The following is a 13,747-nucleotide window of genomic DNA, read 5'->3' as shown; positions in this document are numbered from 1 at the left end:
AAACCCCCGATAAACCAGCGGTCTATCGGGGGCTTCTTCAGCGGGCGCTTTTACACGCCCACCCGCTCAGCTTATTGGCAAGCTTCGCAATCCGGCTCGTCGATCGCGCAGGCCTTCGGCACTGGCGCAGGTCCGGCTGGAGCGGCCAGGACCGAATCGTCACCGTGGTTGCCGCCGCTGGAAACCGCGTTCAGCTTACCGGTGTTGATGGTCGACTTCTCGGTGCTGGTAGCGGCCAGGGCACGGAGGTAGTAGGTGGTTTTCAGGCCACGGTACCAGGCCATGCGGTAGGTCACGTCCAGCTTCTTGCCCGAGGCGCCGGCGATGTACAGGTTCAGCGACTGAGCCTGGTCGATCCACTTCTGGCGACGGCTGGCGGCGTCGACGATCCACTTGGTGTCCACTTCGAACGCGGTCGCGTAGAGCGCTTTGAGCTCTTGCGGGATGCGCTCGATCTGCTGCACCGAACCATCGTAGTACTTCAGGTCGTTGATCATGACCGAGTCCCACAGGCCGCGGGCCTTGAGGTCGCGGACCAGGTACGGGTTGATCACGGTGAATTCGCCCGACAGGTTCGATTTCACATACAGGTTCTGGTAGGTCGGTTCGATCGACTGCGACACGCCGGTGATGTTGGCGATGGTGGCGGTCGGTGCGATGGCCATGATGTTGGAGTTACGGATGCCTTTCTGCACGCGGGCACGAACCGGTGCCCAGTCCAGGGATTCGTTCAGGTCAACGTCGATGTACTTCTGGCCGCGCTGGGCGATCAGGATCTGTTGCGAGTCCAGCGGCAGGATGCCCTGGGACCACAGCGAACCCTGGAACGTCTCGTAGGCGCCACGCTCGTCGGCCAGGTCGCAGGAAGCCTGGATCGCGTAGTAGCTGACCGCTTCCATGGACTTGTCGGCGAACTCGACCGCAGCGTCCGAACCATACGGGATGTGCTGCAGGTACAGCGCGTCCTGGAAGCCCATGATGCCCAGGCCCACCGGACGGTGCTTGAAGTTGGAGTTCTTCGCTTGCGGCACCGAGTAGTAGTTGATGTCGATCACGTTGTCGAGCATGCGCACGGCGGTGTTCACGGTGCGTTGCAGCTTGGCGGTGTCCAGCTTGCCGTCGACGATGTGATTCGGCAGGTTGATCGAGCCCAGGTTGCAGACCGCGATCTCGTCCTTGTTGGTGTTCAGGGTGATCTCGGTGCACAGGTTCGAGCTGTGGACCACGCCCACGTGCTGCTGCGGGCTGCGCAGGTTGCACGGGTCCTTGAAGGTCAGCCATGGGTGACCGGTCTCGAACAGCATCGACAGCATCTTGCGCCACAGGTCTTTGGCCTGGACGACTTTGAACAGCTTGATCTTGTTGTACTCGGTCAGGGCTTCGTAGTACTCGTAGCGCTCTTCGAAAGCCTTGCCGGTCAGGTCGTGCAGGTCCGGCACTTCGGATGGCGAGAACAGGGTCCACTTGCCGTCATCGAAGACGCGCTTCATGAACAGGTCGGGGATCCAGTTGGCGGTGTTCATGTCGTGGGTACGACGACGGTCATCACCGGTGTTCTTGCGCAGCTCGATGAACTCTTCGATGTCCATGTGCCAGGTTTCCAGGTAGGCACAGACCGCGCCCTTGCGCTTGCCGCCCTGGTTGACCGCGACAGCGGTGTCGTTGACTACTTTGAGGAACGGCACGACGCCCTGGGATTTGCCGTTGGTGCCCTTGATGTACGAGCCCAATGCGCGAACCGGGGTCCAGTCGTTGCCCAGGCCACCGGCGAATTTCGACAGCATGGCGTTGTCGTGGATCGCGCCGTAGATGCCCGACAGGTCATCCGGAACGGTGGTCAGGTAGCAGCTCGACAGCTGCGGACGCAGGGTGCCGGCGTTGAACAGGGTCGGGGTCGAGGCCATGTAGTCGAAGGACGACAACAGGTTGTAGAACTCGATCGCACGGTCTTCACGCTGCTTCTCTTCGATGGCCAGGCCCATGGCCACGCGCATGAAGAAGATCTGTGGCAGTTCGAAACGCACGCCATCCTTGTGGATGAAGTAACGGTCGTACAGGGTTTGCAGGCCCAGGTAGGTGAACTGCTGGTCGCGCTCGTGGTTGATCGCCTTGCCGAGTTTTTCCAGGTCGAATTCGGCCAGGACCGGGTTCAGCAGTTCGAATTCGATACCCTTGGCGACGTAGGCTGGCAGAGCCTTGGCATACAGGTCGACCATTTCGTGGTGGGTCGCGCTCTCGGCGACTTCCAGGAAGCTCAGGCCTTCGGCACGCAGGGTGTCCATCAGCAGGCGGGCGGTCACGAAGGAGTAGTTCGGCTCGCGTTCCACCAGGGTCCGCGCGGTCATCACCAACGCGGTGTTGACGTCCTTGAGGGCGACGCCGTCATAGAGGTTCTTCAGGGTTTCGCGCTGGATCAGGTCGCCATCGACTTCTTCCAGGCCTTCGCAGGCCTCGGTGACGATGGTGTTCAGGCGGCCCATGTCCAGCGGCGCCAGGCTGCCGTCGGCGCGTGCGATGCGGATCGATGGGTGGGCCTGGACCGGGGCGTCGGCAGGGGAGCGGGTAGCACGCTCCTTGGCGCGGGAGTCACGGTAGATCACGTAGTCGCGGGCCACTTTCTGCTCGCCGGCACGCATCAGGGCCAGTTCGACCTGGTCCTGGATTTCTTCGATGTGGATGGTGCCGCCCGACGGCATGCGACGCTTGAAGGTCGCGGTGACCTGTTCGGTCAGGCGGGCCACGGTGTCGTGGATTCGCGACGAAGCGGCAGCGGTGCCGCCCTCAACTGCGAGGAACGCTTTGGTGATGGCGACGGTGATCTTGTCATCGGTGTAAGGAACGACAGTGCCGTTACGCTTGATCACGCGCAGTTGGCCCGGCGCGGTGGCGGACAGATCCGGGCTCGAATCGGCGGCCAGCGGCGCGGTGCCCTGCGGGTTCTCGCGAGTTGTGTCGGTGTGCATGGGTGTCTCCACGTTCTCTATGTTTGTTTGGGCACCATCACGGTGCCCACCGTTCCGTCCTGAAGCACTACAACCGACTGGCGCCGGGCATAACAACTTCGGGACAGTAGGAAGCAGGCGTTTAATGCCGCTTCCATCCGAAGTTCTCAGGTTGCGAGCGAGGCTCGAAACCGGGTTGCCGGGGTGGCAGCAATTGACTGCAACACCCGTACCGTTTCGGTCGTTTCGGACCTTGAAACAGTTGCCATCCGCAGGGGCGGTCTGGGCTTGGGGAAATGCGATGTTCCAGTTGGACAGAAGCAAGAAAAGCGCTTGAATTCTCTGCCCGACTTGTGTTTGGTTTTTGGCCTGAAACCCTACATGTAGGGTTTTTTACGCGGCGGGCTACAAGATAATGCGTTTTTGGGGGGTATGCAACGTACTACCTGTGGATAAGCCTGTGCGTAATTTGTGTGCGAAACGTGGAACAGCTCTGTAGGCCGCGACCTAGCTGGAGTGGACCTTTTTTCATTGGTTTCGACGATCCGAAAACAGCTTGAAGGTTTTTGCGGGCGCGGACGTTACCACAGAAAACCCACCCGATCGAAACGCATTTGTCTGCTTGTTTTCTGCGCAGGCGACGTTTATACAATCGGCCCATGCATGGGTGTGTTTATCCTCCTTTAACATGACAAAAAGATGGGGGGAGGTGTTTCCGAATAGTTGAAGCGGGCACTTTGTGGCGAGGGAGCTTGCTCCCGCTCGAGTGCGCAGCGCTCGCAAGTTTTTGGGGCTGCTTCGCACCCCAGCGGGAGCAAGCTCCCTCGCCACAGGGGTTTGCGCTGATCCTTCCTTTTATATTCGCAGCAAGACGAGGCCCCAGTGGAACAAGAAGCCTGGCAGGTATTGATCGTCGAGGATGACCAGCGTCTGGCCGAGCTGACCCGGGAATACCTCGAAAGCAACGGGTTGCGTGTCGCCATCGAAGGCGACGGTGCGGTGGCGGCGGCGCGGATCATTGCCGAGCAGCCGGACCTGGTGGTCCTCGACCTGATGCTGCCCGGCGAAGACGGCCTGAGCATTTGCCGTAAAGTGCGCCAGCAGTATGACGGGCCGATCCTGATGCTCACCGCTCGTACCGACGACACCGATCAGATCCAGGGCCTGGACCTGGGCGCCGATGACTACGTCTGCAAGCCGGTTCGCCCGCGTCTGCTCTTGGCGCGCATCCAGGCCCTGCTGCGGCGCAGCGAGCCGGAGCCGAGTACGGCGCAGAAGCCGCGGCGCCTGCAATTCGGCCCGCTGGTGGTCGACGATGCCCTGCGCGAAGCCTGGTTGCAGGGCAACGGTATCGAGCTGACCAGCGCCGAATTCGACCTGCTGTGGCTGCTGGTGTCCAATGCCGGGCGCATCCTGTCCCGGGAAGAAATCTTCACCGCCCTGCGCGGCATTGGTTATGACGGCCAGGACCGTTCCATCGACGTGCGCATCTCGCGCATCCGCCCCAAGATCGGCGACGACCCGGACCATCCACGGTTGATCAAGACCATCCGCAGCAAAGGCTACCTGTTCGTTCCTGAAGCTTGCGTAGACCTGGCGCCGTGAATTCGATCTTCCTGCGTATTTACGGCGGCATGTGCGCGGCGCTGGTGTTGGTGGCGATCCTCGGTGTGCTGGCCCTGCACCTGCTCAACCAGACCCGCGGCGAGCAATACCGCGAGCGCCTGGCCCACGGCACGTTTTCGTTGATGGCCGACAACCTGCGGCCGATGAACGACACCGAGCGCCGCCGGGCGCTGGCGGTGTGGGAGCGCCTGCTGGGCATTCCCCTGGCGTTGCAGACCTTCACCCAGACCGACCTCGACCTCGGCCAGCGCACCCGCGTACTGCGCGGCCAGGCGCTGGTCGAGCAGACCGGGCCGCACGCGGCAAAAGTCTACCGGCTGGTCAATGATGCCGAGCAATTGATGTTGGTGGGGGAAGTCCAGCAGATCAGCGAGCAACTGGCCCGCGCGACCATTTACCTGTTGGCCGACGAACTGGTGCGTTACCCGGTGGCCGAGCAACCCAAGCGGTTGGCGCAACTGGAGCAGGAAAAAGGCTTTGGTTTCGACCTGCGGCTCATGACCGCCGAGCAGGCTGACATGGACGAAGACCAGCGCCGTCGCGTGTCCGAGGGCGATACGGTGATGGCCCTCGGCAAGGGCGGCGACTCCATCCGGGTCTTCGCTGGCATGGTCGGTACGCCGTGGGTACTGGAGATCGGCCCGCTGTACCAGATGAACCCTTATCCACCGCAATGGCTGGTGCTGATCGCGGCGCTGGGCTTGAGTCTGATCGGCTTGATCGTCTATCTGTTGGTGCGTCAGTTGGAGCGACGGTTGCGTGGCCTGGAATCGGCCGCCACCCAGATCGCCCAGGGCAGCCTGGAAACCCGGGTGCCCGCCCGAGGCGCCGACTCGGTCGGGCGACTGGCTGCGGCGTTCAACGGCATGGCCGAACACCTGCAGCAACTGTTGGCGATCCAGCGCGAGCTGGTGCGGGCGGTGTCCCACGAATTGCGCACCCCGGTGGCGCGCCTGCGCTTCGGCCTGGAAATGCTCGGCAGCGCCACCACGCCCCAGGCCCGGGACAAATACCTGGCGGGCATGGACCACGACATCGAAGACCTGGATCGGCTGGTGGACGAAATGCTCACCTACGCGCGGCTGGAACAAGGCTCACCGGCGTTGAATTTCCAGCGGGTGGATCTGGATGCGCTGGTCAATCAGGTGATCGATGAACTGGGGCCGTTGCGGGTCGGAGTCATCGTCGAGCGCGGCCTCTGCCTGTCGGCCGCTGATTGCGACGGCGCCTGGGTCGAGGCCGAGCCACGCTTCCTGCATCGCGCTTTGCAGAATCTGGTGGGCAATGCCATGCGCCACGCCCATTCCAAGGTCACGGTCAGTTATCAGGTGGGCCAGTTGCGCTGCCGGGTGGATGTGGAAGACGACGGGCCCGGCGTGCCGGAAGCGGCATGGGAGCGGATTTTCAAGCCGTTCCTGCGCCTGGACGACAGCCGCGCCCGTGCGTCGGGCGGTCATGGGCTGGGGTTGTCGATCGTGCGGCGGATCATCCACTGGCACGATGGCCGGGCATTGATCGGCAAGAGCAAGAGCCTGGGTGGGGCGTGCTTCAGCTTGAGTTGGCCGAGGCATCAGGATAGGTCTTGAGAGATGCAGTGATCGATAGTCCCCCTTCGCGAGCAAGCCCGCTCCCACATTTTGGAATGCATTCCATCTGTGGGAGCGGGCTTGCTCGCGAAGGCGGCATTCCAGGCACAACAAGTCTCAGGCCCTGATCCCCACCAGGCTCAACAACTGCCCATCCTTCAACCCAAACTGCGCCTGCAGCTCACTGCCATGGCGCCACTCGGCCGACAGGTCCGTCAGCAGACGCAATCGCACCTGTCCATCGGGGCTCCAATTCAAAACCTCGGCATGCTCGAAATAAAAACGCTGCCTGACAATGGGGTACAGCGCCTTGAACAGACTTTCCTTCACTGAAAAGGTCAGGGTCACCAACAAGGCCTGGTCATCACGGGCGAGCCGGGTCATGCGTTGCAGCTCTGGCGAGGTGAGGATTTCACCGGCCAGGCGTTCGGCGCGTTCGGGGTCGAGCAGGTTCTCCACGTCCATGCCCAAGCCTTGCCAGTGTTCTTTTTTCGCGACGATGGCCGCTGCCCGGCCCGTGCTATGGGTGATCGAGCCGCTGATATGCGCCGGCCACACCGGGGCGCGGTCTTCGCCAATGGCCGGTACGCAGATCTGGCCATCGAGTCGCTGCAACGCCGCCCGAGCGCAGATCCGCCCGGCCAGGAACTCTGCCTGACGCTTGGCCACCGAACGCTGGATGCTCGCCGGTGGCTCGATGACGCTGTTGGTGAAGTCGGCGCCCACCAGCAACAACGGGTCGAAGCGGGTGCTCAGCAGCACCGTATCGGGCAGGGCGTCGGGCAATAGCCAGTGCTCATCCAGGGGCGAGCAACAGGCAGGGAGGGTGGGAAGTGTCTTCATGCCGGGCATTTTGCCGGGTTGGTGGGAGGCTGGGTAGTGGCGTGGCGTTTATGTGAGGCATGGCTGGCTTTTGTGGCGAGGGAGCTTGCTCCCGCTGGGCTGCGAAGCGGCCCCAAAAGATCTGTGAGCGCTACGCACTCAAGCGGGAGCAAGCTCCCTCGCCACAAAAACATCATTTTTTCAGCTGAAAGAAGTGTGCTCAGCCAAAGATTTTCTTGAAGAACTTCTGCATATCCGCCCACGACTTCTCGTCGGCTTCCTTGTTGTAGGCGATGTCCGGTCCGCCATGCTCGCCGTGGCTCAAGCGGTCGGCATCGGGGTTGCTGAAACCGTGCTTGGCGCCTTCGAGGTTGACGAATTTATAGTCGACACCGGCCTTGTCCATCTCACTCTTGAACGCGGTCACGTTGTCCTGGGTAACCATGCTGTCCAGGGCACCATGCTCCACCAGCACCTTGGCCTTGACGCTGCCTGGCGTGGCCGGGGTATTGGTCACCAGCGCACCGTGGAAGCTCACCACGCCGGCCAGTGGCACACCCTGGCGAGCCGCGTCGAGCACGACTTTGCCGCCGAAGCAGTAGCCAATGGCAGCGAGTTTGTCCGGATCGGTCTGGGGCTGTTTTTTCAGCAGGTCGAGACCGGCCTGGAAGCGGTCGCTGGCCGCCTTGCCGTCCTTGAGCGCCGCCTGCATGAAGGCCATGGCGTCCTTGGGGTGCTCGGTGTTCTTGCCGCCGCCGTACATGTCGATGGCCAGGGCGCTGTAGCCCAGGCCCGCGAGATCACGGGCACGGCGCTTGGCGTAATCGTTCAGCCCCCACCATTCATGCACCACCACCACGCCTGGGCGCGGGCCTTTGACGGCGTCGTCATAAGCGTAATAACCGATCAGCTGGGTGCCGTCGGCACTGGTGTAGGGGATCTCCTGGGTCTGGATGGCGGCGTGGCTCACACCGCTCATGGCCAGAAGTACAACAGCTAGCAGCCTGCGCATGACGGATCTCCTTATAAAAAGTGGTCCGCACAGATTAGCCGATTCATTCAGCGCCGGTTCAGAGAACGTTCAACGGGTGTTCAGGGACCGCTGGTTAAGGTGACGGCGACTTCACAACACATCCACGCTGCAAAGGAACTTGATCATGACTGCTATGAAAAAACTGCTGCTGGCTTTCACCGTGCTGGGCGCCAGCGCCATGGCCCACGCCGATGACAATTTCGCCAGCCTGACCCTGGGCCAGACCAGCGACAAGGTGAAGAAGTCCGACGCCTTGAACAGCGCCCTGAACAACCCGAACGCCGACGGCATCATCGGCAAGGACACCACCTATGGCCTGCGCCTGGGCAAGCAGAACGACCAGGGCCGCTACTACGCCACCTACGACAACGTCTCGGGCACCCACAACGGCATCAAGTTGCGCCAGGAAAACCTGTTGGGCAGCTACGATGTGTTCTATCCGGTCACCGGCAGCACCAAACTGTTCGGTGGCGGCACGGCGGGCCTGACCAAGCTGACCCAGGATTCGCCTGGCTTCAGTCGCGACAGCGACATCGGCTACGCGGTGGGCTTGCAGGGCGGCGTGCTGCAACAAATTTCGCAAAACACCTCGATTGAACTGGGTTACCGTTACCTGCGCAGCAACGCCAGCACCGAGATGAGCCCGCACGGTGGCGCCAAGGTTGGCTCGCTGGACCTGACCAGCAGCGCCCAGACCTACCTGTCCGCCAACTACACGTTCTAAGCAGGCGAGGGCACGGTGAGGAGATCCAGCCGGATCGGTCGAAGACGATCCGGCGCCTTTCGTTGAGGTGCGCCGCACTGGATTGTTTGATTTGCCTGGGGAGAGGCTCCATGAAATTACTGGTCGTCGAAGACGAAGCGCTGTTGCGTCATCACCTGCAAACCCGGCTCACCGACAGCGGCCATGTGGTGCAGGCCGTGGCCAATGCCGAGGAGGCCTTGTACCAGGCCCGGGAGTTCAACCATGACTTGGCGGTGATCGACCTGGGCCTGCCCGGCATCAGCGGGCTGGAGCTGATTCGCCGGCTGCGGGCCCAGGACAAGACGTTTCCGATCCTGATCCTGACCGCCCGCGGCAACTGGCAGGACAAGGTCGAAGGCCTGGCCGCCGGTGCCGACGACTACGTGGTCAAGCCGTTCCAGTTCGAAGAGCTGGAGGCTCGGTTGAACGCCCTGTTGCGCCGCTCCAGCGGCTTCACCCAGTCGACCATCGTCGCCGGGCCGTTGCTGCTGGATCTCAACCGCAAGCAGGCGTCCCTCGACGAGGAGCCGCTGGCGTTGACCGCCTACGAATACCGCATCCTCGAGTACCTGATGCGTCATCACCAGCAGGTGGTGGCCAAGGACCGCTTGATGGAGCAGCTTTACCCCGATGACGGCGAGCGCGATCCCAATGTCATCGAAGTGCTGGTAGGACGCCTTCGCCGTAAGCTGGAGGCCCCGGCCGGCTTCAAGCCAATCGACACCGTGCGGGGCCTGGGTTATCTGTTCAACGAGCGCTGCCAGTGATTCGTTCGCTTCGGCTGCGGCTGATGCTGGCCGCCATGACCCTGGCGGTGCTGTTCATGCTGGCCTTGCTGCCGGCCATGCAAGGGGCGTTCAGCCTGGCCTTGCAGGAATCCATCGAGCAACGCCTGGCCTCGGACGTGACCACGCTGATTTCCGCCGCCCGGGTGGAAAACAACCGCTTGAAGATGCCGGCGCAGTTGCCCGATGAACGCTTCAACCTCGCCGACGCCCGCCTGCTGGGCTATATCTATGATCGCGAGGGGCGGCTGGTCTGGCGGTCGAAGGCGACCCAGGAAGAAAACATCAACTACACGCCGCGTTATGACGGCCAGGGCAACCAGTTCGCCCGCATTCGCGAGAGCAATGGCCAGGAGTTTTTTGTCTACGACGTCGAGATCAAGCTGCTCGGCGGCCAGAGCGCGGCGTTCAGCATCGTTACCCTGCAACCGGTGCGCGACTACGAGGTGACCTTGCAGGGCCTGCGGGACAATCTCTACCTGGGCTTTGGCGCGGCCCTGGCGGTGTTGCTGGCGCTATTGTGGATCGGCCTGACCTGGGGGCTGCGGGCGTTGCGGCGCCTGAGCCAGGAGCTGGACGAAATCGAAAGCGGGGCCCGGGAAAGCCTCAGCACCGAACACCCCCGGGAACTGTTGCGCCTGACCGGCTCCCTCAACCGCTTGCTTTATAGCGAGCGGGAACAGCGCAGCCGTTATCGCGACTCCCTCGATGACCTGGCCCACAGCCTGAAAACCCCGCTGGCCGTATTGCAGGGCGTCAGCGAAGACATGGCCCGGCGCCCCGAGGACCGTGGCCAGGCCTGGGTGCTGCAAACCCAGATCGAGCGCATGAGCCAGCAGATCGGCTACCAATTGCAGCGCGCCAGCCTGCGCAAGAGTGGGCTGGTGCGCCATCAGGTGCGCTTGCGCCCGGTGCTGCAAAGCCTGTGCGACACCTTGGACAAGGTCTATCGCGACAAGCGGGTCACCGTCAGTTTCGACCTGCCGGAGCACTGCCAGGTGCCGATCGAACAGGGCGCCTTGCTGGAAATGCTCGGCAACCTGCTGGAGAACGCCTATCGGCTGTGCCTGGGCGAGGTGCGCGTGAGCATGCACCAGACCCTCGGCGGCACGGAGTTGAGTGTCGAGGACGACGGGCCGGGCGTGCCGCCGGATCAACGGGCGCGGATTCTCCAGCGTGGCGAGCGGCTGGATCGCCAGCATCCGGGGCAAGGCATTGGCCTAGCGGTGGTGAAAGACATCATCGACAGCTACGGCGCCAAGTTGACCCTGGGGGATTCAGAGCTGGGCGGGGCGGCGTTCCGGATTCACTTTCCGGTGGTTTGACTGAAGTATTTTCGGTGTGTTTGCCGGCCTTTGTGGCCAGAGATTGCTCCCGCTGGGCTGCGAAGCGGCCCCAAAAACTTGCGAGCGCTGCGCACTCGAGCGGGAGCAAGCTCCCTCGCCACAGGAGACGGTGGATACACCACAGAAGTTGGATGTGATCACTCAGCTCTCCAACTCCCGATAAGCCCCCGGCGTCACTCCCGTCCACTTCTTGAACGCCCGGTGAAACGCCGAAGGTTCGGAGAAACCCAACTGCTCGGCAATCTGCTGCAACGACAGCTCGGCACGCCCCAGATGGTAGATGGCGATATCCCGCCGCAGTTGATCCTTGAGTTCCTGGAAGCTGGTGCCTTCCTCTCGCAGATGCCGGCGCAAGGTCTGCGGGCTGATGTGCAAATGGGCGGCGACGGTGTCCAGGTCCGGCCAGCGCGCCGTGTCGCGGCTGAGCAGGCGGCGCAGCTGGCTGCTGAGGCTGTGGCCATCGTCCGGGCGCGACAGCAGGTCGGCGGGGGAGTGTTCGAGGAAATGCTTGAGGGTGCGTTCGTCCTGCAACAGCGGCATGTCCAGGTAGCGGCTGTGGAACAACAGGCTGCTGCCGGGTGCGTCGAATGCCAACGGGTAGGGGAACAACAAGTCGTACTCAGCCGCGTGGGCGGGCTTGGTGTAGCCGAACGTCACCTGCTCCAGGCCGATCCGCTGGCCGATCAGCCAACTGGCGAGGCGATGCCAGACCACCAGCAGGCTTTCGGTCAGGAAGTGATCCGGGTCCCACAGCGTCGAATCGTCCAGCACCAGCCGCACGCGTTCGCCTTCGGTTTCCAGCGTCAGGCGCGGGGCGTCGGGGAATAAACCATAGAACAACAAGCCGCGCTGCAGGGCCTTGCCCAGGGTCCGACAGTGGATCAACGCGTGACACATCATCGCAAACGTCCCGGGTTTACTCGGTGCCCGGCCGAACCCCAAATACTCGTCCTCCATTGCCAGCCACAGGGCCTGCAACAGGCGGGCGAACTGCTCCGGCGCAATCCGCGCGCGCGGCTCATCCAAGAGTTCGGGGCTGATGCCCAGCTGTTGCAGCAAAGGCAAATAGTCGAAGCCTTGCCGCCGCGCACCGCCCAAGGCGGCGCGGGCGAAGTGGCTGGCGATCGTGCGTTGGCGCATGGCAGAAATCCGTCCGTTAAGCGGGCGATGGTAGCAGGGGGACGAGGTTGGACAAGGCGGATATCCGCCAAATCCCGGAGTGATAAACACCCCGTTGGCGGAAATCCGCCATCTTTCGCCGCCGTGTTTAACCGTTGAGTAATCCACGACGCCTTCTGTAATAACGGTTGTAGGGCTTTTCCAAAAAATGGCACGGGCTTTGCGATAGAGCCTGCAGGTCTGCCGCGTGCAGCCGAACAAAACAAATCCCTCCAGTGCAGGAGGGTTCGCAATTGAGGTGCCGTGGACGACAGGTGGAAGTCGTCATGCGGGACTCTTGAGGAAGGTTTGCCATGACGACTCGTCAGCCACTGTACAAATCCCTGTATTTCCAGGTGATCGTAGCCATTGCCATCGGCATTTTGCTCGGCCACTTCTACCCGCAGACCGGTGTTGCCCTCAAGCCATTCGGCGACGGGTTCATCAAACTGATCAAAATGGTCATTGCTCCCATCATCTTCTGTACCGTCGTCAGTGGTATCGGCGGCATGCAGAACATGAAATCGGTGGGCAAGACCGGCGGCTACGCGCTGCTGTACTTCGAAATCGTCTCCACCATTGCCCTGCTGATCGGCCTGGTCGTGGTCAACGTCGTGCAACCGGGCGCCGGCATGCACATCGACGTGTCGACCCTGGACACCAGCAAGATCGCTGGTTTCATCAATGCCAGTAAAGACCAGAGCATCATCGCCTTCATCCTCAACGTGATCCCGAACACCATCGTGGGCGCGTTTGCCAACGGCGACATCCTGCAAGTGCTGATGTTCTCGGTGCTCTTCGGTTTCGCCCTGCATCGCCTGGGTGCCTACGGCAAGCCGGTCCTGGACTTCATCGATCGCTTCGCCCACGTCATGTTCATCATCATCAACATGATCATGAAACTGGCGCCTATCGGTGCGTTCGGTGCCATGGCCTTCACCATCGGCGCCTACGGTGTCGGTTCGCTGGTGCAACTGGGCCAGCTGATGATCTGCTTCTACATCACCTGCGTGGTGTTCGTGCTGGTGGTACTGGGCGCCATCTGCCGCGCCCATGGCTTCAGCGTCGTCAAGCTGATCCGCTACATCCGTGAAGAACTGCTGATCGTGCTGGGTACTTCCTCCTCGGAATCGGCCCTGCCACGCATGCTGATCAAGATGGAACGCCTGGGGGCCAAGAAGTCGGTCGTAGGCCTGGTCATCCCGACGGGCTACTCGTTCAACCTCGACGGTACGTCGATCTACCTGACCATGGCTGCGGTGTTCATCGCCCAGGCCACCGACACCCCGATGGACCTGACTCACCAGATCACCCTGCTGCTGGTGCTGTTGCTGTCGTCCAAAGGTGCGGCTGGCGTGACCGGTAGCGGCTTCATCGTACTGGCGGCGACCCTGTCGGCCGTAGGCACCTTGCCGGTGGCTGGCCTGGCACTGATCCTGGGTATCGACCGCTTCATGTCCGAAGCCCGCGCCCTGACCAACCTGGTGGGCAACGCCGTTGCCACGATCGTGGTTGCCAAGTGGGTCAAGGAGCTGGACGAAGACCAGTTGCAGACCGAGCTGGCTTCCGGCGGTCGTGGTATCTCCGACGTCCGTGAAGATGACGAGCAGATCGCGGCGGCGCAGATTGCAGCGGCTGAAACCTCTGCTCCAGGCGCTATGAAGTAATCTTCAGGCTGCAATGAAAAACCCGCTTCGGCGGGTT

General features: G+C 62.2%; 10 protein-coding genes. 6 read left to right on the top strand and 4 right to left on the bottom strand.

Going from position 1 to position 13,747, the window contains the following annotated elements; genetic code table 11:
• Nucleotides 1-71 precede the first annotated feature (71 nt).
• Nucleotides 72-2,963, bottom strand: coding sequence for a ribonucleoside-diphosphate reductase subunit alpha (locus HU767_RS06085; RefSeq protein ID WP_053124363.1), 2,892 nt, complete (start codon nt 2,961-2,963; stop codon nt 72-74).
• Between the two features lie 861 nt (nt 2,964-3,824).
• Between HU767_RS06085 and HU767_RS06080 the strand changes: the two genes are divergently transcribed.
• Together HU767_RS06080 and HU767_RS06075 are read left to right on the top strand one after the other, a co-directional pair.
• A complete protein-coding gene (locus HU767_RS06080; RefSeq protein WP_186707042.1) occupies nt 3,825-4,547 on the top strand; it encodes a response regulator in 723 nt (240 codons plus the stop codon).
• Nucleotides 4,544-6,154 (top strand): ATP-binding protein, encoded by a 1,611-nt coding sequence (locus HU767_RS06075; protein ID WP_186728818.1) that lies wholly within the window; start codon nt 4,544-4,546, stop codon nt 6,152-6,154. The genes HU767_RS06080 and HU767_RS06075 overlap by 4 nt, the downstream gene beginning before the upstream one ends.
• A 117-nt stretch (nt 6,155-6,271) precedes the next feature.
• On the opposite strand, the gene HU767_RS06070 is transcribed toward HU767_RS06075, so the two are convergent.
• Together HU767_RS06070 and HU767_RS06065 are read right to left on the bottom strand one after the other, a co-directional pair.
• Nucleotides 6,272-6,997 carry a 4'-phosphopantetheinyl transferase superfamily protein gene (locus HU767_RS06070; protein ID WP_186728816.1) on the bottom strand — a complete coding sequence of 242 codons (726 nt, stop codon included), beginning with the start codon at nt 6,995-6,997 and terminating at the stop codon, nt 6,272-6,274.
• Between the two features lie 199 nt (nt 6,998-7,196).
• The gene (locus tag HU767_RS06065; RefSeq protein ID WP_186728814.1) at nt 7,197-7,988 is read right to left on the bottom strand and encodes a dienelactone hydrolase family protein; all 792 of its coding nucleotides are present in this window, start codon (nt 7,986-7,988) and stop codon (nt 7,197-7,199) included.
• Nucleotides 7,989-8,133: 145 nt separating this feature from the next.
• Between HU767_RS06065 and HU767_RS06060 the strand changes: the two genes are divergently transcribed.
• The 3 genes from HU767_RS06060 to HU767_RS06050 all read left to right on the top strand — a co-directional run bounded on the left by HU767_RS06060 (nt 8,134) and on the right by HU767_RS06050 (nt 10,864).
• Nucleotides 8,134-8,733 carry a hypothetical protein gene (locus HU767_RS06060; RefSeq protein ID WP_186707038.1) on the top strand — a complete coding sequence of 200 codons (600 nt, stop codon included), beginning with the start codon at nt 8,134-8,136 and terminating at the stop codon, nt 8,731-8,733.
• A 110-nt stretch (nt 8,734-8,843) separates the two neighbouring features.
• Nucleotides 8,844-9,521: a response regulator gene (locus tag HU767_RS06055; RefSeq protein WP_053124352.1), complete on the top strand. Its 678-nt coding sequence runs from the start codon at nt 8,844-8,846 to the stop codon at nt 9,519-9,521.
• Nucleotides 9,518-10,864, top strand: coding sequence for an ATP-binding protein (locus HU767_RS06050; protein ID WP_186728812.1), 1,347 nt, complete (start codon nt 9,518-9,520; stop codon nt 10,862-10,864). The genes HU767_RS06055 and HU767_RS06050 overlap by 4 nt, the downstream gene beginning before the upstream one ends.
• A 162-nt stretch (nt 10,865-11,026) precedes the next feature.
• On the opposite strand, the gene HU767_RS06045 is transcribed toward HU767_RS06050, so the two are convergent.
• Complete coding sequence (locus HU767_RS06045) at nt 11,027-12,025, bottom strand: AraC family transcriptional regulator (RefSeq protein WP_186707036.1); 999 nt, start codon at nt 12,023-12,025, stop codon at nt 11,027-11,029.
• Between the two features lie 332 nt (nt 12,026-12,357).
• On the opposite strand from HU767_RS06045, the gene HU767_RS06040 reads away from it, so the two are divergent.
• Nucleotides 12,358-13,710: a dicarboxylate/amino acid:cation symporter gene (locus HU767_RS06040; protein ID WP_186728810.1), complete on the top strand. Its 1,353-nt coding sequence runs from the start codon at nt 12,358-12,360 to the stop codon at nt 13,708-13,710.
• The last annotated feature ends 37 nt before the right edge of the window (nt 13,711-13,747 follow it).

This window comes from Pseudomonas sp. SWRI179 (genome assembly GCF_014268705.1).
In the GTDB taxonomy this organism is placed as follows: Bacteria; Pseudomonadota; Gammaproteobacteria; order Pseudomonadales; family Pseudomonadaceae; genus Aquipseudomonas; species Aquipseudomonas zanjanensis.
The sequence above is the reverse complement of the archived record's forward strand: the minus strand, read 5'-3'. Positions and strand labels throughout refer to the sequence as shown.